The 21,142-nt window shown below is 32.7% G+C and carries 18 protein-coding genes; 10 read left to right on the top strand and 8 right to left on the bottom strand.

The genetic code is table 11. The features are described 5' to 3' along the window. Positions 1-4 precede the first annotated feature (4 nt). The 4 genes from DK441_RS08845 to DK441_RS08830 all read left to right on the top strand — a co-directional run bounded on the left by DK441_RS08845 (position 5) and on the right by DK441_RS08830 (position 1,985). Positions 5-388, top strand: coding sequence for a hypothetical protein (locus DK441_RS08845; protein WP_109098385.1), 384 nt, complete (start codon positions 5-7; stop codon positions 386-388). A 3-nt stretch (positions 389-391) separates the two neighbouring features. Then, a complete protein-coding gene (locus DK441_RS08840) occupies positions 392-937 on the top strand; it encodes a hypothetical protein (RefSeq protein ID WP_109098384.1) in 546 nt (181 codons plus the stop codon). 320 nt (positions 938-1,257) lie between these two features. Continuing rightward, a complete protein-coding gene (locus tag DK441_RS08835) occupies positions 1,258-1,518 on the top strand; it encodes a hypothetical protein (RefSeq protein ID WP_109098383.1) in 261 nt (86 codons plus the stop codon). A 2-nt stretch (positions 1,519-1,520) separates the two neighbouring features. Beyond that, on the top strand, positions 1,521-1,985 hold the full coding sequence (locus DK441_RS08830; RefSeq protein WP_109098382.1) for a hypothetical protein: 465 nt from the start codon (positions 1,521-1,523) through the stop codon (positions 1,983-1,985). A gap of 181 nt (positions 1,986-2,166) precedes the next feature. On the opposite strand, the gene DK441_RS08825 is transcribed toward DK441_RS08830, so the two are convergent. The 4 genes from DK441_RS08825 to era all read right to left on the bottom strand — a co-directional run bounded on the left by DK441_RS08825 (position 2,167) and on the right by era (position 6,835). Further along, a complete protein-coding gene (locus DK441_RS08825) occupies positions 2,167-2,406 on the bottom strand; it encodes a hypothetical protein (RefSeq protein ID WP_235015739.1) in 240 nt (79 codons plus the stop codon). 236 nt (positions 2,407-2,642) lie between these two features. Further along, entirely contained in the window at positions 2,643-3,950 is a 1,308-nt protein-coding gene (gene der / locus DK441_RS08820; protein WP_109098381.1) for a ribosome biogenesis GTPase Der, read from the bottom strand. Between the two features lie 304 nt (positions 3,951-4,254). Beyond that, on the bottom strand, positions 4,255-5,787 hold the full coding sequence (locus DK441_RS08815) for a choice-of-anchor I family protein (RefSeq protein WP_109098380.1): 1,533 nt from the start codon (positions 5,785-5,787) through the stop codon (positions 4,255-4,257). Positions 5,788-5,953: 166 nt separating this feature from the next. Next, the gene (gene era / locus DK441_RS08810) at positions 5,954-6,835 is read right to left on the bottom strand and encodes a GTPase Era (RefSeq protein WP_025667378.1); all 882 of its coding nucleotides are present in this window, start codon (positions 6,833-6,835) and stop codon (positions 5,954-5,956) included. Positions 6,836-7,004: 169 nt separating this feature from the next. On the opposite strand from era, the gene DK441_RS08805 reads away from it, so the two are divergent. Beyond that, positions 7,005-9,080 (top strand): OmpA family protein, encoded by a 2,076-nt coding sequence (locus DK441_RS08805; protein WP_235015738.1) that lies wholly within the window; start codon positions 7,005-7,007, stop codon positions 9,078-9,080. Between the two features lie 41 nt (positions 9,081-9,121). Here the strand turns inward: DK441_RS08805 and DK441_RS08800 are convergent, their stop codons facing one another. The 3 genes from DK441_RS08800 to DK441_RS08790 all read right to left on the bottom strand — a co-directional run bounded on the left by DK441_RS08800 (position 9,122) and on the right by DK441_RS08790 (position 11,930). Further along, positions 9,122-10,465: a sodium:alanine symporter family protein gene (locus tag DK441_RS08800; protein ID WP_109098379.1), complete on the bottom strand. Its 1,344-nt coding sequence runs from the start codon at positions 10,463-10,465 to the stop codon at positions 9,122-9,124. A 75-nt stretch (positions 10,466-10,540) separates the two neighbouring features. Further along, the gene (locus tag DK441_RS08795; protein WP_109098378.1) at positions 10,541-11,008 is read right to left on the bottom strand and encodes an RNA methyltransferase; all 468 of its coding nucleotides are present in this window, start codon (positions 11,006-11,008) and stop codon (positions 10,541-10,543) included. Between the two features lie 79 nt (positions 11,009-11,087). Then, positions 11,088-11,930, bottom strand: coding sequence for an N-acetylmuramidase family protein (locus tag DK441_RS08790; protein WP_109098377.1), 843 nt, complete (start codon positions 11,928-11,930; stop codon positions 11,088-11,090). A 593-nt stretch (positions 11,931-12,523) separates the two neighbouring features. Here DK441_RS08790 and DK441_RS08785 point away from each other — a divergent pair. From DK441_RS08785 to DK441_RS08775, 3 genes are all read left to right on the top strand, one after another. Further along, complete coding sequence (locus DK441_RS08785) at positions 12,524-13,099, top strand: hypothetical protein (protein ID WP_074407523.1); 576 nt, start codon at positions 12,524-12,526, stop codon at positions 13,097-13,099. Positions 13,100-13,267: 168 nt separating this feature from the next. Next, positions 13,268-16,327: a histidine kinase gene (locus tag DK441_RS08780; RefSeq protein ID WP_160112008.1), complete on the top strand. Its 3,060-nt coding sequence runs from the start codon at positions 13,268-13,270 to the stop codon at positions 16,325-16,327. A gap of 7 nt (positions 16,328-16,334) precedes the next feature. Then, positions 16,335-17,084 (top strand): LytTR family DNA-binding domain-containing protein, encoded by a 750-nt coding sequence (locus DK441_RS08775; RefSeq protein WP_109098375.1) that lies wholly within the window; start codon positions 16,335-16,337, stop codon positions 17,082-17,084. A gap of 39 nt (positions 17,085-17,123) precedes the next feature. Here DK441_RS08775 and DK441_RS08770 read toward each other — a convergent pair whose 3' ends face one another. Next, on the bottom strand, positions 17,124-18,365 hold the full coding sequence (locus tag DK441_RS08770; protein ID WP_109098374.1) for an NAD(P)/FAD-dependent oxidoreductase: 1,242 nt from the start codon (positions 18,363-18,365) through the stop codon (positions 17,124-17,126). Between the two features lie 111 nt (positions 18,366-18,476). Between DK441_RS08770 and hutH the strand changes: the two genes are divergently transcribed. Both hutH and DK441_RS08760 read left to right on the top strand, forming a co-directional pair. Further along, complete coding sequence (hutH, locus tag DK441_RS08765) at positions 18,477-20,012, top strand: histidine ammonia-lyase (protein WP_109098373.1); 1,536 nt, start codon at positions 18,477-18,479, stop codon at positions 20,010-20,012. Beyond that, positions 20,012-21,139 (top strand): WG repeat-containing protein, encoded by a 1,128-nt coding sequence (locus DK441_RS08760; protein WP_109098372.1) that lies wholly within the window; start codon positions 20,012-20,014, stop codon positions 21,137-21,139. The genes hutH and DK441_RS08760 overlap by 1 nt, the downstream gene beginning before the upstream one ends. Positions 21,140-21,142 lie beyond the last annotated feature (3 nt).

Genomic DNA, 21,142 nt, shown 5'->3' with positions numbered 1-21,142 from the left:
AGAAATGGAATTATTTTATGTGCTTTTTTTTGGATGTCTTAATTTTTTAATTTATTATTATTTGATTAATAACTTAAAAATAAATAAAAGAATTATTGTTTTTATAATTTTAATTTTAATTATATTTTCATTAATTCAAATTTTATATCTCAATAAGTTTTATTTGACTAATGAAGATTTTTATAATCTTGTTTTCTTTAGCTTTTTAATTATCTTTAATCATTATAGTTTTGAAGCTCTGATTTTATTTTTTATAGGAAATAAAGAAAAACTTAAATATGCTCCTGTAGAGAAAAAAAGATTAGTGTTTATGATTAACATTATGAGGCATAAAGTAATTTATATAATGATTTTTGCTTATCAAATTAGTTTTATTTTAAATTTTTAAAAAATGAAAAATATTATAATTAAAAAACTATGTTTATTTTATTTTATAAACATAATACTAAGTTGTCAAGCACAAGCAGATAAATTTAAACAGCTTAGTACTGATAATTTTTCTATATCCTATCCGAATTATTTAAGATTAGATAAAAGTAAAATAGATGGAACAGAATTTATTTTATTTACTAAAAAAACATCTGAAACAGATAATTTTATAGAAAACATTAATCTGGTTACATATGATTATAATATGACACTTAAAGAGCATATAAAATATTCTAACACAGAAATCACCAAAATTGCTACAATAATTAAAAGTGAAATAATAGAGAATAATAATCTAAAAATTCATAGAATAATTTATGAAGCAACAGAAAACAATATTAGTTTAACTGTACTTCAGCATAGCTTAATTGTGAACAATAAAATATTTGTTTTAACATTCTGTGGTAAATCTATAGATATTAATAAATATTTATCAGAAATGGAAGATGTAATGTTGAGTTTTAAGTTATTAAAGCACGATAATTATATTGAACCTCAAAGATTGTAGAATTTATTAATATTTAAAAATAAAACAACATAAACCAGAGAAACGAAAGCCAGTTACAGCAATGTAACTGGTTTTTTTTATTAGGATAAGAATATTCTAGTTTCATTTTTTGAAACTGTACTATTGTATTTTGGCAAAATGAGCAGGAATTATAAATTATATAATATATCGGGATTATATTTTGTTAGCTTCGCTCATGATATATTATTAATATAGTAGTGCGAAAAATTATCAGGATGACTTATACAGACATTATATACATTGATATTTTGGATTATCTAAAACTGTAGTGCCACTAGCGAGACGTTAGCGGAAAAAAGATGGTTAAGCAAGCAGGATATGTTGATAAAGTTACAGGAAAAGCAGGAAGTTTAACAGAAGCTAGTAACGAAGAACCTGATACAACCGTTACTGCTAAATTTGCTAGTGGAATTGAACGCACAGAAGGTTCAGCAATCTTACATTCAACAAAAGATTCTACAGCTACTATGAATAAAAACGAAGTTGTTAATTTTAATAAGCAGTCGGAATTATCAATAAAAAAACAACAACAAATAGTTGATAAAATACTAGATAACTAATTATGAGTTTAATAAAAAAAATAGCATTTTTAAGTATTCTAGGAACATTAATTTCTTGCAACCAAGAGAAAATACAATCTCTTGAAGAAGAAGTAAAATTACTAAAATCGAAAAATGATTCTCTTCAAAGCATTGTAAGTGAAATAAATAATAAATATATTTTTGATAGTATATCTATAGTGAATAAGCCCATTCATGAAAATAATTATAAATTGGGTAGTGACTATAGAATGAATATTACTATTTCCGCTTTTAATAAAAGTGATTTCTTTATCAAATATGATACTATTATTAATGACAAAATGATTAATGCGGATACATTGGAATTTAAAAATGGAACATATGAATATAAGAATGTGCTAGATAAAGATGAAAAAATAATCAAAATTAAGATGTTAACAGGAAATAAGAAATATGGTGAATACAAGCAAGGCATTCTATACGATAAAATCCAAGTTAAGAATTAAGGCAATAGACTATAACAGGAATTTAGGAAGAATCTATTAAACAAAAAGAGCCGCTCCTAACGTGTAATTGATCGCTCCCGCTATGCTTCTGTGGCGATAATGAGTGAGCTGTATGAGTAATAAATAAAGATTAAGAAGAGGTTGTCTAACTAAAGTAATTTTTAGGCAACCTCGTTTTTTTCTACACAAACGGATTAATTGCAGGTTTTGTCCCTTTCGGATATCCCCAGGCTACATATTGAGATTTAGCAGCATCATTGTCCAGATGCACAAAAGTGTTTCCCACTCCAATACGTTTAAATCCTACTAATTTGGCAGCCACTACTATTTTATTTCTAATGGCTTTGGTAGGCGTGTGAATATCCGCAGCTTTACACGTCGGTATTTTATGGGATGAATTAGACACTCCCCGCTCGGGCATAGTATATCGCTAGTGCTAGTTTGTAACTAGTACCGGTAAGAGTGAAAATAAATAGTAACAAAAATAGATGTTTAAGAATAATACCAATAGAAGCAAAGTATTCTATGATATTATAAATACTCCATATGCTTTATCATAACTACCCTGTGAAAGGTTGTAACTTTTCAAAAAAGGATTGTAGATAATGAAACCCTTGCAAACCTTCTAATACCAATGTAATAAGATTTAGGATACCTCTACTTCTTTCTCAAATATACCGAAACTGGCACACCATGAAAATCAAACTCTTTACGAAGTTGATTTTCGAGAAATCGTTTGTATGGGTCCCTTATGTATTGTGGTAAATTACAGAAAAATGCAAATTGCGGTTGCGGTGTCGGTAACTGCGTGATGTATTTTATTTTTACATATTTACCTTTATAGGCAGGTGGCGGGTTATGCTCAATTATCGGTAATAAAATATCGTTAAGCTCGCTGGTTTTAATTTTTTTAGACCTGTTTTTATACACCTCTACTGCCGTTTCTATAGCTTTAAATATACGTTGCTTTGTTAAAGCCGAAATAAATATGATAGGAACATCTGTAAATGGTTCTATTTCTCTACGTATATATTTTTCAAAATCTTTTAAGGTATTACTTTCCTTATTTTCTACAAGATCCCATTTGTTAACCAAGATTACAATCCCTTTACGATTACGCTCGGCTAACCAAAAAATATTTTGTACTTGTCCGTCAAAACCTCTGGTCGCATCCAAAACTATTAAGCAAACATCACTATGCTCTATTGCTCGAACAGATCGCATAACAGAATAAAACTCCAGATCTTCTTTTACCTTAGATTTACGTCGTATTCCTGCAGTATCTACCAGATTAAACTCGAATCCAAAACGATTATACTTGGTATCAATTGCATCCCGGGTAGTTCCTGCAATATCTGTTACAATATACCGATCTTCTCCTATCAAAGCATTAATAAATGAAGATTTACCTGCATTAGGCCTTCCTACAACTGCAAATCGAGGTAACTCATTGGATTCGTCTTCATCTTTTTCGGGCAATACTTTTACCAATTCGTCCAGAAGTTCTCCTGTACCACTTCCATTAATACTGGCAATAGTATAATACTCACCAAGACCTAAATTATAAAACTCTACTGCATTTGTAGCTCTCTGCCCATTATCTACCTTATTTACAACCAAAAAAACAGGTTTATCCACTCTGCGAAGTAGATTAGCGACATCCTGATCCATACCTGTTATTCCTGACTCTACATCAACCATAAAAATAATAGCATCAGCTTCATCGATAGCCAGTTCTACTTGCTTATCGATTTCGGTTTCAAAAATATCATCACTCCCCACAACATAACCTCCGGTATCAATCAACGAGAACTCTACTCCATTCCAATCACTCTTTCCATAATGTCTATCACGGGTTACCCCGCTAACAGCATCTACAATAGCCTCTCTTCTTTGAATTAACCGATTAAAGAACGTTGACTTTCCAACATTAGGTCTTCCTACAATTGCCACTATACCACTCATTGATATCTTTTCTAAATTTTGTGCAAAATTAGACTTTTTATTTTAGCAATACTATAAATGTTTTGATTTGATTAATAATACGTGAGAAAGTAAAAATAAAAAGCCCAAAGGCCGATGTTTCAGGCCGATGGAACTTTTCATAATTGATAGTCAGTCAGTGAAATAATTACTTAGTCAAATATACCACGTATTGTAGTCAAGTTGGTTACTGTAAAACAACAAAGTTTTTATTGTTATTAGTGAAAAAACAGGGGTGTTTAGCCGCTTGCCAGCATTATGACAAGGATTCTCTTTTTATATTGATTTAATTCTTTTTATTTATTTCATAAATAGCAACTGTATTAGATACTTCATTAGTTACTATAATCAGGTCGTTTTCTGTTGGACTATCTTTTGCTTCGACCACAATCAATCCTTCTGGAGAAATATCTGTCTCATCTCTTAACCATTCTAAAAACTTTGGGCTAGACGGATTGGATATATCATACACCAATACTCCTCCTGTTCTCTCTAATCCTACAAAAAGTAATGTCTTGTTACCCACTTTAAGAGTTTCTACAGCTTCTGGCTCTGCTCCTTTATCATCAGATCTTTTATCGGCTGCACTTCCTTCATTACTATTAAAAGCACTTGGATCCAAATCAAAAATTGTTTTCCCTATTTGGTCTCCACTGTCATAAATAACTGCTCCAGATGTAGACCATATTGTAAATGATCTTGCACCATAAGCATAAATCACATCATGATCTCCATCACCATCAACATCCCCATTTGCAGTAGTAATTTTTAGTCTTCCCAAATTCTTGTCTAATTGTAAGATAGCTGCATCAGAAAAAACAACAGGATCAAGAGTTAGATCTTTTACTCTTTCTTCTTCAGAAAATCCATCATAATCTCTAGCATCTCCTTCGTTTGCCGTTATTAAATATCGCCCTCCTCTAATCTTGGTATATGCTATCGCATCTGGGTGATAAAACCCTAAAACCGGCCAATTTTGAAAATTCCCTACTATATCATCTTTATCACTAGCATCTATTTGATTATTGGGCAACTCATAATTTTTTACTCCCAATCCGATGACATCAGTAATTGTCTTGGTTTCTAGATTAACAATTGCCAATCCATTATTTTCTTGTAACGTAACATATGCTGTCTTCGAATCATGCGAAATAGCTACATACTCTGGTTCTACGTCTTGTGCCAGAGATGCTCCTGGTCCAAAAACCCGAAAATCATTACCAATTTCCCGGCCATTAAAAGCTGTAAAACTTACATTCGAGACTTGCCCGGTTACCACTTCTAAAATAGTTATTGATCCTTCTGGATCATCTGTATACAAATCATTAGGTTCTCCTTCATTTGCTGCTACAATATATTTCCCGTTAGGACTAAAAGTTACCATATCTGGTAGCGCACCTGCCGGATAAGTATGTAGCAGTTCCTGCGAATCCGAATTATAAATCGCAATAGTTCCATTAGCTTGTTTATTTGCAGCATTTTCTAAAGCCACAGCCACCATTCCGTTGTTTACGGCTACGCTATTAGGTATACCGACCAAAGCTATATCTACTCCTTGTACTGGTACGGTTGGATCAGATATATCCCAAACGGAAAGTTCTGATTCTTTTGGATTTACAACAAAAAGCTTACCCGTTTTCGGATCAAAAGCAGAAATCTCTGCAAATCCTTCATCTCCTGTTCCATTGACAAAGCCTCCGATTTTTTTGAATGTTAATTTACCTGTGTTTCCACCTCCATGATAATCATCAGGGTCACATGCGCCAAAAAGCCCTAATACAATTGCGGAAATAAGAATAGTCTTGTTAAAAATTTTCATTATTGATCTCGTTTTGTGTGATTAAAAATTCAAATGTTAACAACACATATATCCTTAACGTTATGCTAAGGATAAATTATAGACATTAATCAATAAATAGTTTTAACAAAAACCTTCTCGTAAGTGACAAAGAAGGCCTAAAAAGTGATATTGCAAGGATTACGAATTAGTTATTATATCCAAATCGTTTTAATTGACGTTCATTACTACGCCAGTTTTTATTAATTTTCACATACAGTTCTATATGTATCTTTTTTCCGAAAAACTTTTCAAGTTCTTTACGTGCTTCTGTACCCACTCTTTTTAGAGCAGATCCTTTATGACCTATAATGATTCCTTTTTGAGAATCACGTTCTACCATAATCACCGAACGAATTCTAATAATAGTATCGTCCTCTACAAACTCCTCTGTCTCTACTTCTACAGAATAAGGAATTTCTTTTTTATAGTGCACCAATATTTTTTCGCGAATGGCTTCATTTACAAAAAAGCGTTCTGGTTTATCTGTTAACTGATCTTTAGGATAAAAAGGCGGTGAATCTGGTAATAATTCGACTATTCTACCAAAAACTTCTTTTACATTAAAATTCTCTAAAGCAGATACAGGGTATATTTCTGCATTGGGTACTTTTTGACTCCAAAACTGAACCTGTTCTTCTAATTTCTCCTGATTGGACTGGTCTATTTTATTTATTAGTAGAAGAATAGGGATTTTTGCATTTGTTATTTTATTAAAAAAAGCTTCATCTTTCAGGTCTTTTTCACCAATCTCTACCATATATATCAATACATCTGCATCTTCAAAAGCAGATTTAACAAAATCCATCATGGATTCCTGAAGCTCATAAGCAGGTTTTATAATCCCAGGAGTATCCGACAGAATCGCCTGAAAATCATCACCGTTTACAATTCCCAAAATACGATGTCTTGTTGTTTGCGCTTTAGAAGTAATAATAGATAACTTCTCACCAATAAAAGCATTCATTAATGTAGATTTACCTACATTAGGGTTACCTATAATATTTACAAAGCCAGCTTTATGAGCCATATCATTGATTTTAATGCAAAGGTAGATGAATATTAAGCAAGAAAACAACAGATCATAAAATTATTACGCACATCTCTGTTTTATTAACATTTTCCTACAAAAAGTAGTTATTAAAATAAAGAAGCTGAATTGAATTTTTAATTGAATTTTTCTTAAATTTAGTTCCAGTATGTTTTCAAATACCCCGTGGAAACAAGTTTTTAACATTAAATTCTGGGATCGTTTGAAAAATCACACCTTATTTTTTGCTTCAATCTTTATAAGAAGAAATCTCATTTCTTTCTGCGTACTCATTTTTATAACATCGTCGCAACTTTTTTCTCAAGACCAGGATAAACGTATAACTAAAGCAGATCAAAGTTTTACAGCATTTGCATATATAGATGCCAGAGCAATCTACATGGATGTAGCTCAACGTGGATATTCTTCTCAAAATCTATACTCTAAACTAGGAGATTCGTTCTATTTCACAGGAGATCTTGAAGATTCTGTAGTTTGGTATGAAAAGCTTATTCAAACCTATCCTGAGGATCTTAATCCCGAATATTTATTTAGATATGCACAAAGCTTAAAAAGTGTTGAGCGCTACGAGGAAGCCGATAGGATTATGGATCAATTCTATGCTATCACAGGAAATGACAAACGGGCTAAATCTTTTATAGAAAAAAGAAATTACTTAGATTTTATCGAAATGCAATCGGGTAAATATGACATATTTCCTTTGAGTATTAATTCGAAAAATTCAGAATACGCACCTAGTTTCAATAACAAAAATCAAATTGTCTTTGCTTCATCAAGAAGTAAAAACACTAATGACTCAAAACTTCATAAATGGAATAAAATGCCTTTTTTAGATATCTTTTCTTCAAATATCAAAGAAGATCAGATTACTCTAGAAGACCCTGTTAAACTTAAAGGAAAAATAAATACAAAATTCCATGAGTCATCTACCAGTTTTAGTAAGGACGGAGAAACTGTATATTTTTCAAGAAACAACTACACCAACAACAAATTAGGAACGAGTAAAAAGGGTGTTGTACTCCTAAAATTATATAAAGCCACCCTAAAAGACGGAATATGGACTGATATCGTAGAATTGCCTTTTTCTAGTGATGATTATTCTGTATCTCATCCTTCATTAAGTGCTGATGGAACCAAACTCTATTTTGCCAGTGATATGCCGGGTACTTTCGGACAGTCTGATTTGTTTGTGGTAGATGTACTAGGAGATGGAAAATATGGCGAACCAAAAAACTTAGGAAACAAAATAAATACAGAAGGTAGAGAGACTTTTCCTTATATAAGTGATAGCGGAAGGTTATACTTTTCTAGTGATGGTCATGTAGGCCTAGGCGGATTAGATATTTTTGTTTCTGTACCTAATGAGTCTGGTTTTTCTGATGCTTTTAATATTGGCAAACCTGTAAATAGCTCTAAAGACGACTTTACCTTTGTATTAAATGAAGATACCAAAATAGGGTATTTTGCCAGTAACAGAAAAGGAGGTAAAGGTAATGATGACATCTACAGTTTTAAGCAAGTCGAAGAATTGATCACTTCTTGTATGCAATATATAGAAGGTACAATAACAGATAGCACAACTGGTGAACCACTTATTAGAGCAGATGTTATAGTGTTGGATAATAATGGTGACATATTGCATCAAGCTGTTTCTGATTTAAAAGGAAAATACAAAATCAAAGTACCTTGTGATGAATCATATGTGATACAAGCATCGTTAAATGAATATATCCCAAAAGAGGTTACCCTAGAAACCACAGATGTTTTTGAATTTATTCATGATATTCCTTTTGCATTAGAAAAAATAGGTACACAAGAAGTATTATCTACAACAGTGGAGGTTACTGTTGGTGATGATTTGGGGAAAATTTTACAATTAGAACCTATCTATTTTGGGCTGGATGATTATGAAATTAGCCCAAAAGCCGAAGTCGAGCTTCAAAAAATAATTTCGGCAATGAACAAGTATCCCAAATTAAAAATTGAAGTTCGCTCACATACCGATAGTAGATCTAGTCATTGGTACAACAAAAAGTTAAGTGTAAAAAGAATGAGAGCCACAATACGGTATATCGTGCGAAAAGGCAATATTGATTGGCGACGCATACCTGGTAAAGCATATGGAGAAAGAAGATTGATTAATAAATGTGCCGATGGAGTCGATTGCACAGAAGAAGAGCATCAAGAAAACAGAAGAAGTGAGTTTATTATCATGAAAATATAATCCCGTGAAATCTGGTCTAATAAAACACGCTAAAGAATAGTTTATACCTTATATTTTTTAAAATAGATTTTAGCTCTGGCATTTACTCTTGGAGCCAGTAATAATCCAGAAATCACTGTAGGGATTGCCATTATAGCAAAAGCACTATCAATAAGATTAATCGCAAATTCTATTTTTACTACTGCAGCAATTATAATCGATACTATGTATAAATAATTATAATATTTACCATACTTCGGCTTGGTTAAAAAGCCTAAACATGTAGTACCATAATGAGAATATGAAAACAGTGTTGAAAGTCCAAACACCAAAACCATAATAACCACTACAATATCCCCCAACCCATATGGCAGAACAGAATTAAAAGCTTCTAAAGTAAGAGATATGCCATTACCATTAGAGCTTTGCCATACTCCTGTAGAAAGTATTGCCAAAGCAGTTAATGTACATACCAGTAATGTATCTATTGCCGGGCCAATCATTGCCACTAATCCTTCTCGAATAGGCTCATTGGTTTTTGCCGTACCATGCATCATAGGAGCGGTTCCTATACCTGCCTCGTTAGAAAATGCAGCTCTTTTCACTCCTGTTTTAATCAAATACCCTAAAGCTCCTCCTGCGGCTGCTTTTCCAGAAAATGCATCTGAAAAAATTAGCATAAACATATCTGGTATTTTTTCTATTTGTAATACCAAAATAGTAATCACAGTAATAAAATATAGCACCACCATAAAAGGGACTAATCTACTGGCCACAATCCCAATTCTTTTTATTCCTCCCATAATGACCAGCGAGGCAAAACCCGCTAAGACAATTCCGATATACCATTTATAATCATCATCCCAATCTAAAACATCTACTAATGTTTGTGTTAGTTGATTTGCAGTGAACGCAGGTAATGTACCAACCAATCCTGCCAATGCAAAAATTATGGCTAAGGGTTTCCATTGGGTCCCCAAGCCGTTAGTAATTACATACATAGGACCACTAAGCAAAGCCCTTTTATCATCTTCTGATCGATACATTACCGCTAATGAGCAGGTATAAAACTTGGTTGCCATACCGATTAAAGCACTGATCCACATCCAGAACACAGCTCCTGGGCCACCTGCGACAATTGCTACCGCTACACCACTTATATTACCCATACCTACTGTAGCAGCAATTGCAGAAGATAATGCCTGAAAATGACTAAGCTGGCCAGGCGCATGCTCATTATCATATTTACCTCGCAACACATCGATCGCATGTTTGAAATAGAAAAAAGGTGTAAATCTAGAATAGATAAGAAAAAATATTCCTCCACCAATAAGCAATACCAATAAAGGCCAGTCCCATACCCAGGAGCTAAAACCGGCAATAAAATCTTCTACTATTTTAAACATAGACAATAAGGATAGTGGTTATAAATGTAGTGACAAAAATTAGATATGATGCCTTCAATCTAAAAATTGCAGAATCTACGCTCTTATAAATCTGGGTTTATCAACTCCACGATCATACATAATAATACTTCCTGCTACAGCCACATTAATGCTTAATTCGGATTTAAACTTGACTAAAAACTGTGATTTTTCGATAGCAATTTTAGATAATCCATGATCCTCGGCTCCTAGTAAATACACACAGCGTTTTGGGTGACTAAACGTCTCTAGAGATTGTGCATTATCTGTTAGCTCTACTCCTACCAACATTGCTCCTTTAGGCAGGTGTCGGTAAAAATCCTCAAAAGTATCGTAATGAAAATACGGCATGGCTTTTACCGCATTATGAGTATCACTGGCTTGTTTTGCATATCGATTACCTATCGTAAAAATAAAACTAGCTCCCATATTTTGTGCAGAACGCCATAATACACCAAGGTTCTCTGGTGTTTTACCATTTTGGATACCGATCCCAAAAAATTCATTCTCGAAATTATCAATCATAGAACAAAAATAGAAAAACTGAGATATAGTTGTAGGAACATCGTTTAAAAACAAATTTAATTCTATGATACAATCCCGATTAACTAGTACTATATTTTATGTAAGCATTTTTTAGTTTAGTATCGTACTTATTCTTCTTATAACCAGATCCATTATACCCTTCGGCAAATCTTGCCCAGTTCTTTTCTATTATCCAATCTAGTAATTTTTTACCTTTAAAAGATGTAGCTTCTATAAATTTACCAAAAGCTTTAAGGTGTTCTCTTTCATGATCATACATTTCTGAAACAAAATGATCTATAGAAGAAAAACCTAAGTTCGCATAATGAAATCCCATGATTTGAAAAGCTCCCCAGGATGCAGAGCTATAGGCCGCTTCATGAAAAGCTGGGTCATCAGACATCCCAGCAGCTTTTTCTAAACGATCATACTCTCCAGCTCCTCCTTTATAATGTACTTTTGTCCATTTCTCATATAGCACATTTTTGGTATATTCTGAAACATATTGAGATGGGGTTACTCCTCGTTTCTCTAATTCTTTCCAAAAAATATGGCCTTCAAATAAAATTCTGGGTCTACCAGATACCAAAAAGCCTTTTCCATTACTTTCTATTTCATTAACCGCTTTCACCATAGCTAATTCTAACCCAAACTGATCTGCAAAATCCTTGATATCTTGTTCGGACAAGAGCTTATCATTAAACGCAATAAAGTCGTTTTTTACTTCAATAAGTTTAGACCAGGTTTTAAGCCCAACAATACCATCTATCACAAGGTTATGCTTTGCCTGAAAATCTCTGACAGCTGTATCTGTATCTTTTCCAAAAAAATTAGACACATATACTTGATATCCCAGAGTTGTTAAAATTTCTTCCAAAAAATGAACATCCTGTCCGTTCGAACGATACCGTATTGTTTTCATTTGTTTGTATTTTATAGATTTTTCTGTATTGAGTCAACTTCTATTTAAAACAGAAGGTAAGTGTCAAAATAGTCTATAACTAAACGTAAAATTCTCTAAATATGTTTAGCAAAAACTAAATATCTGGAATATTGATTTTTATTTTCTTTAACTATTATATAGATAGACATGCACATCTTTGTATAATCATAAGAGATGATTTACATTAAAAAGATGTCTAACATCTAAATTTTGTAAGGGTAATTCTTGTGAAGATACAAAAAACAGCGCCCTAAAGCCAATTCCACCCTCATGATTTCATCACATTATCAAACACTTATACCTAATTTACAGTAAATAGTATAAATCAAAAGCTTTAAAAATTTTATAGAACCTGAAAAAAGATAAATTCATTAAACAATTAACCATATAGCTTACTAAAACACCCTTGCCTCTTACCTTATAAAGTATTAGAGTATAAAATCATTAAGAGATGGTTTTATGTTACAAAAAACGAATTCTAGTTGAATCATTACGAATACTAAAAGCACATCCTCAAGAATAAGATAAGGAATTACTTTTATACAAAATAGCCAACCTCAAAATAAGCTGTTATGAAAAATGTTGCCATAATCATTATTCTATTTCAAAGTTTTCAAGGTATCCATGCACAAAAAGTTTTTGCCGATACTCAAGAGTTTTTGGTAACTACCGAAATTATGGACCGTGGAGAAAAACACCCCTCATATGTTATTAATCTGGTTCGTTCGGGAGAAGAAAATTTAGATAAAATATCTACTCTTACGATTGAAGACACAGAGCTTTTTGAGGATATCTTTATAACTACCTTAGAGAACCCTGGACTAGAAGGGATCTCTAAGGTAATTAAGATGGAAGTCGAGTATCTAGCATGTTGCGCTCATGTAGAAGCATATTACTACATGCTTAAAGAAGACAATACAATTGTAGCATTGCCTGAACTTAAAAATGTGTATTGTGAAAATTCTGATACCGATTTTCAATACATATTTCCAAATCAGGAATACGGCATAAAAGATAACATATTACAAACACAAACATTTTATCAAACAACAACAACTAATACTAAATATGTAAACTTAAAACAAAGTTTTACCTGGAAAGATGGCATTGTTGAAGATTCAAAAACAAATGCTATCACAGGGTACTAATTATTAATCCTAACAGTAATCTCAATCTAATAAACAAAAAGGGGGAAACTTTTGTTTATTATACCGACACGCCTTAACCGGTGGTGTCGGTTTTTTTTACATTTAAATCGATTATATCCCAGAAAAAAGCAGTTTGATTATATTTGTTACCAACCAGACAAATCTCTTGTGAACTTAAACTATAAATACATCTATCTTGTTTCTTTCCTGATATTGAATATTATCGGCTCATTATCAGCACAAAACAATCAACTTAGAGCATATACTCTAGAAGATGGGCTACCTCAATCACAAGTCTATGATATTGTACAAGATAAAATAGGGTACTTATGGTTAGGAACTCAAGGAGGAGGGCTCTCTAGATTTAATGGCGAAGAGTTTAAAACCTGGAATGAAAATGATGGATTACAATCAAACTACATTCATTCTCTTGCCTTTGTAAATGACAGTCTTTTTATCGGTACAAAAAATGGGCTTAGTATCAAGATCAAGAATAAATTCACTAACATTGAAGGGCCCCGAATTAACAAAATATGCTTGATAGACAACAAGACTTATCTGGCCACCAATATTGGCATTTATGAATATCGAAAAAACCTGGGGTTAATTAAGATTAATCTTAATCCAAAAATCAATACCAGTATTATTAATGATATTGTTTTTGATGGTAAGCTATTCTGGGTTGCAACCAATAAAGGGCTTTGGAAACTAAATCACATTAAACAAGGTACAAGAATCATAGAAAGACATAGCGCATATGATTTTACAGCGGCAATTTTTCATAATAACAAAGTATTTGCTGCTGCTTTTAATCAAGGGATTTTAGTACTAAACACCAATGCAAAAACATATGGTAACCAATGGATTCAAAAACCAGTTCGGGTAACAAATATTTCAATACATAGTAATAATGAGTTATGGTTTGCTACAGATAATGACGGAATTACCATACTAGACTTTGAAACGCATGCTCTAAAAAAGAAAATTAATCGAAAAAATGGCCTATCTGTTTCACACACCCGAAAAAGTATTTTAGATCTTCAATCTAATATATGGATTGCTACATCTGGCGGGGGGTTTTATAAATATTTTCAGAATAATTTCACACACTATGACCAAAATACTGGACTAAAAGGTAATCGTGTATATGCTGTTCATAATGCAAAAAATGGTATTTGGACATCTAATTCAGAAGCAGGAATGGTAAAAATCGATTCTATCGGGATTCATCATATACCTCAGGAAGAACGTTTATCTGATGTGAAAATCAAAACCATAACCAGTGATAACTCCGGAAACATTTGGGCTGGCACAGAAGGTAAAGGGATTCTCTTTAAAGAGATTATGCAAGTTGACAGTATTGTTGTAGATACTACTAATAGCAAAGAATTAGATGAAGATCCAATTATAACTACAGATACGATTGCAATTACAGTTAGTAAAAATCACATTATTGACAGAGACAAAGGCTTATTATCAGATTGGATAAGAACTATACAAGTAATAGACAATACTGTTTGGGTTGCCTCATATTCTGCTGGGGTCTCCAGATTTATATACGACCCAAAAAAGAAACGAATAAGGTCTTTAAAGAAATTTACCCGAAAAAGTGGTATTGAAGATTTGCAAATAAGGGACATGAAAAAAGATTCTCTTGGCAAAATCTGGTATGCTACTCAAAATGGGCATCTAGGGTATATTGAAAAAAATAAAGTTACGCACTTAGGCAATGTTTTAAACCAAAAAACGGCAATTAGTACATTACTTTTTCACAAAAACATATTATACCTCGGGACAGCAGGAAGAGGGATTTGGTGGTCTGATCTTGATAAGAAGATCACATTCAAAAAATTAAAAGGAAGAAAAAAACCCTATTCAGACAATATTTATCAAATGATATTTGATGACAAAAACAACCTATGGGCAGGGAGTGAACGAGGAGTTGATAGAATTGAGCTAAATCAATCAAATGATATTGTAGATGTTTTTCATTTTGGAAGAAATGATGGTTTCTTAGGGATTGAAACCTGTCTTAATGCTGTTACCAAAGATGATCATGGTAATCTATGGTTTGGAGCAATATATGGGCTAACCAAATATCAACCAACAGAAACTACTAAAGCTACAATCAAGCCTAGTATACATTTTGAAGACGTAGAAGTTGCGTATCGCAGTGTTGATTCTATACAGTTGGGAGCTTGGGTAAATAACAAAAGTGTTCTTAAACTGAAGCCAAATCAAACAGAATTATCATTTAGCTATAAAACTATTGATCTTGATCATCCTAATGATGTAGAATATCGATGGAGGTTGAACAATTCTGAATGGAGCCCCTGGTCATCAGATCACAAACAAAATCTTGCCGGATTAGCATATGGACCACACTACTTTTCTGCACAATCCCGAAATTACAGATGGGAAGAAAGTGACCCTATTATGTTTCGCTTTTTTATTGATAGTCCCATCTATGAAAAAGCCTGGTTTCAATTAACTGTATTAGTAATAATTGTATTGATTTTAGGTGGATATGCATTATCTTACATCCGAAGAGTGAAACAAAAAAACCGGGAAGAACGTAACCGTCTACAAATGCAAAATCACCTACTATCATTAGAACAAAAAGCATTGCGTTTACAAATGAATCCTCATTTTATATTTAATGCGTTAAATGGTATAAAAGCGATGGGAACCAACAATCCCAATCGTATGAATACTACTATAAATACATTTGCTACTTTATTAAGAGAAACTCTATACAACTCTAGAAAAGATCATATAACCCTAGATCAGGAAATACAGACCTTAAAACATTATATTGAAATAGAACAATTAATGGCCAGCAAACCATTTGTATATGATATTTCTATAGATTCTGATTTTGACCCCGAAGAAATTCTTATTCCCCCTATGTTAATCCAACCCTTTGTAGAAAATGCGGTTAGACATGGTATTTTAAAAGGAAGCAGAGATGGTGAGTTAAAAGTATTATTTCATACCAGCGAAGAACACTTACATTGCACTATATTAGATAATGGGCAAGGTATTTTTCAATCACAAAAGAACAAAACCAATACAGATCATCAATCTATGGCACTTACAGTGACCCGAGAGCGACTTGAATCAATTTCAGGGAAGGATTCCTTACATATAAAAGAAATCCTCTTAAACGGTAATTCTGTGGCAGGAACAGAGATTACATTTAAAATACCATTACAAACCGACTATTAAAACAATTATGCTTACAGCAATTATCGTAGAAGACATGCCTGATGCACTTCAGCTTTTAAAAAGTGACTTAAAAGCGAATCATCCAGAAATAAAAGTAGTTGATACTGCCCAAAGTGTAGTTGAGGCAGCAAAATCATTACGCAATACACAACCAGATATTCTCTTTTTAGATATCATGCTGGGCGATGGTACTGGATTTGACATATTAGAAATATTTCCCGACCTAAAATCAAAGATCATTTTTGTTACAGCCAGTGATGAATTTGCTATCAGGGCTTTTAAATTTGCAGCTATTGATTATGTCTTAAAACCATATTCAAATGAAGAATTAGCTCAAGCTATTGCCCGGGCAAAAGAACAGATTCAACCCAACAAAGAACGTCTTAACATCCTAAAAGACACATTATCTGCACCAGAGCAAAAACCAGACAAAATCTCGCTACATACTCTCGATAAAATCATCATCGTAAATTTGGATGATATTATTCGTTGCGAATCTGATAGTAATAACACCATTTTCTATCTTCAGGATGGACAGAAAATTTTTGTGACCAAGACATTGAAATATTTTTCTGATATGCTTAAGACTTATCAATTTTTACGAGTACACCAAAGTCACTTGGTCAATTTACAATGTATTAGTGCCTTTATTAAAACCGACGGAGGGTATCTTATGCTAAAAAACGGAGAAAATATCCCCGTTTCGGTACGAAAAAAAATAGAAGTAATGGAAATTCTAGATCGTTTACATAGATAAATACTTACAGAGATTTCAAGAATTATTACCTCTACTCGACTATGCTTCTTTTTCGGTTTCCATATCTATCATATGTGCAACCGTTTTAATCAATCTGTTATGTTTGGTAACAAAAGGGTTTGTTTTATCCCATACGTAACCTGCTAAAACTGCACATATTTGTCTCTTGATTTCTGGGTTCTCTGGTTGATGGAAAAACAACTTTTGAAGATTTCCGGTGTACCATTCTTTTACATAGGACGCAAAAACATGAACGCCTCCTTTAATATATCCTGTATATTCCTCTTCCCAATCTACAGCTTCATCTTGCAACTCTTTAGCAACAAGTTTTGCTGCTAACAATGCAGATTCTGTAGCAAATGTAACTCCAGAAGAAAACACAGGATCTAAAAACTCTGCGCTATTTCCTGTTAACACATATCCTTTGCCGTACAATTGTTTTACAGATTTTGAATAATTTTTAATTGATATAGGATCAAACATAAAATCAACATTTTCAAAACGCTCATAGAAATAATCCGAACGCTGTAACATTTGTGTTAATTTCTCTGTAGCATTACCCTCAAACGAATCCAAAAACTCTGTTGGTCCTACATATCCTATACTAGTAACCCCATTAGAAAAAGGAATCACCCATAACCAGGTTTCTGTATCTATCACATCAAATGTGATAAGCGTCCCTTCGCCTCCTTCAGGTCTATTAATATCCTTAACATGTGTAAAAATCGAAGAGTGTTTTGGCAACTCAGATGGCTGTTCTAAATCTAAAAGCCTAGGCAGTACTCTTCCATAACCACTAGAATCTATAACATACTTTGCAGTAATAACACGATGTTTCCCTTCTTTATCCTTTATAGTCGTTTTTGAAATTTTCCCTTCAAAATCTACAGCAACGACTTCTTCTTCAAAACAGATATCTACACCTCTATTAATAAGTTCTTTTGCCAGAGCCGAATCAAAATCTGCACGAGGCACTTGCCATGTCCAATCCCAACCTTCTGTATGCTTTTTACTAAAATCAAAATTACAAACCTTCTCTCCTTTAATAAATCGTGCTCCTGATTTCACTTCAAACTCACATGCTTTTAGGCAATCTAATAGTCCTACTTCTTCAAAATGATCCATACATCTTGGCAAAAGACTTTCTCCGATCACAAATCTTGGAAAAAGACTCTTTTCAACAACTTTCACATTATAACCATTATTATGTAAATAAGAGGCTGCAACACATCCCGAAGGTCCTGCTCCCACTACTAAAACATCAATATTTTCATCATTCATAGCACTATTGTACTTATTAATTCCTTAATTATTATAAATTTGCAAACCAAAATAACTGTTTTATTTTTGGTTATTAAAATATTATTCATTAAAATTTTGAGCAAAATATAGATGCTAACACTAAAAGGGAAAATAGAAATACAGGACTTTTTCAACATTATTTTTAAAGAAGAATCGATTGCAATAGACGAAAGTGTTCTAGCAACTGTAGAAGAAAGTTTTAATTTTTTAAAAGAATTTTCTGAAAATAAAATCATTTACGGTGTAAATACTGGTTTTGGGCCAATGGCACAATACAAAATAAACGACAAAGAAAGAAATCAGCTACAATATAACTTAATAAGAAGTCATGCTTCGGGGACAGGAAACCCGATCCCTCCCATGTACGTAAAAGCAGCAATGTTAGCACGTTTAAATACGCTATGCTTAGGGTACTCTGGTGTTCATAAATCTGTTGTAGATGTTATGACATCTTTGATCAATAAAAACATTACGCCTCTTATTTATGAACATGGTGGTGTTGGTGCTAGTGGAGATTTGGTTCAATTAGCACATTTGGCCTTAACTCTTATTGGCGAGGGAGAAGTATTTTATGAAGGAGAACAAAAAAATACTAAAGAAGTTTTTGAACAGGAAAATATCAACCCCATTACAATAGCTTTACGAGAAGGACTTGGTTTAATGAACGGTACGTCTGTGATGACTGGAGTGGGGTTAGTAAACACTATTTATACAAGAAGATTATTAAACTGGATGATTACGGCTTCATGTGCAATTAATGAAATTGTAAAAGCATATGATGACCATTTATCACAAGAATTAAATCATGCAAAAAAGCATGTAGGGCAGCAACAAATTGCTAAGCAAATGCGCGAGCATTTAGAAAGTAGTTCTTTAATCAGAAAAAGAGAAGAGTATCTATATACTGATCAAACTGAAGTAACTGTTTTTAAAGAGAAGGTTCAGGAATACTATTCATTACGTTGTGTTCCTCAAATATTAGGCCCAGTTTTAGATACTTTAAACAATATTGAAAAAATCCTAATAGAAGAAGTTAACTCTGCTAATGATAATCCTATTATCGATGTTAAAGAAAAACACGTATATCATGGAGGTAATTTTCATGGAGACTATGTTTCTTTAGAAATGGATAAGTTAAAAATTGTGGTTACCAAATTATCGATGTTGGCAGAACGTCAATTAAATTACTTATTAAATTCTAAATTAAACGACATACTTCCTCCTTTTGTAAACCTTGCCAAACTAGGCTTAAACTTTGGAATGCAAGGAGTACAATTTACAGCTACATCTACTACAGCAGAAAACCAAATGCTATCAAACCCGATGTATGTACATAGTATCCCTAATAATAACGACAATCAAGATATTGTAAGTATGGGAACAAATGCTGCCTTGATTACAAAAAAGGTTATAGAAAATGCTTTTGAAGTTGTTGGTATAGAACTAATAACCATCGTTCAGGCAATAGAATATTTAGGCGTAAAAGATCAAGTTTCTACGAATACAAAAAAGATGTATGATGCCATACGAAATATAGTTCCTATATTTACAGAAGATGTTGTTATGTACCCCTATGTGAATCAAGTAAAAGATTTTATTATTAATAATGAAACCATAGAATCGTGATGAAAACTAAACATTTTTTAATTTTTGTAATTTCTCTTTGTTCGCTAGTAGGATCTGCTCAAGAACTAGCATTAGCAAAATTTGACGGTAAATTTGGTTATCTTACAAAATCAGGTGACTGGCAAATACCCGCAACATTAGATGTTGCAAAAAACTTTTCTGAAGATCTAGCTGCTGCGAGAAAAGGTAAACTATGGGGATTTATAAACAGAAAAGGAGAATGGGTTATTGAGCCTGGTTTCGATAAAGTTAAAGCTTTTAGTTCTGGTATAGCTGTCGTTTTAAAAAATAAAGAATGGTTTTATATCAACACCAAAGGAGAGAAAATCCTTACCAATATTGATTCTGACAAAATTTATGATTTTAAAGACGGTTTTGCTATTGTACGAAAAGAAGATAAAGTAGGTTTTATCAATACCAAAGGAGAAACTACAGTAGCTCCAAAATTTTCGAAAGCATTCAATTTTAGAAATGGATATGCAAAAGTAAGAGAGGGTGAAAAATGGGGATTAATTGATCCTTCTGGTAATTATTTTGTAAAAACAACCTATGATGGTGTAAGTAATGTCTACCATAATACAATTGTAGCTACTCAAGGCCTTCGTCATGGATTGATTATTAACGGAGAATTTAAAGAAGTATCAGGAGCTCAAAAAATATGGGATTTCTCTGTAAATGGAGAATATACTTATGCCAAAAAAAATGATAAAATTGGATTTATCAATAAAAATGGAGAATGGATAATTGAGCCCACATATGATAAAGTAAGAGCCTTTAATAATGGATTAGCACCTGTATTAAAAGATGGTAAATGGGGATATATTAACGTTAGTGGCGAAACTGTAATTCCTTTTAAATTTAGAGATGCAGAAATATTTAGTGCTGATGGACTAGCTCCTGTTAAAACTAAAAAACTTTGGGGATTCGTAAATACAAAAGGAGAACTCATTATAGAAGAAAAATATGAAATTACTGCTGGTGGTTTTTCTGTTTTTAAAAAAAATGCACAAAAAGGTTTTGTAAATGGCTTAGCAAGAGTTAAACAAAAAAAATCTTGGTGTTATCTAAACACTAAAGGAGAAATACTTAAAAACTTGTGGTTTGAAAATTTAGAATTATTTAATTAATAC

Origin of the sequence: Aquimarina sp. AU58, from assembly GCF_900312745.1 — a bacterium.
GTDB classification, from domain to species: domain Bacteria; phylum Bacteroidota; class Bacteroidia; order Flavobacteriales; family Flavobacteriaceae; genus Aquimarina; species Aquimarina spinulae.
This window is presented reverse-complemented; position numbering and strand designations above follow the sequence as displayed.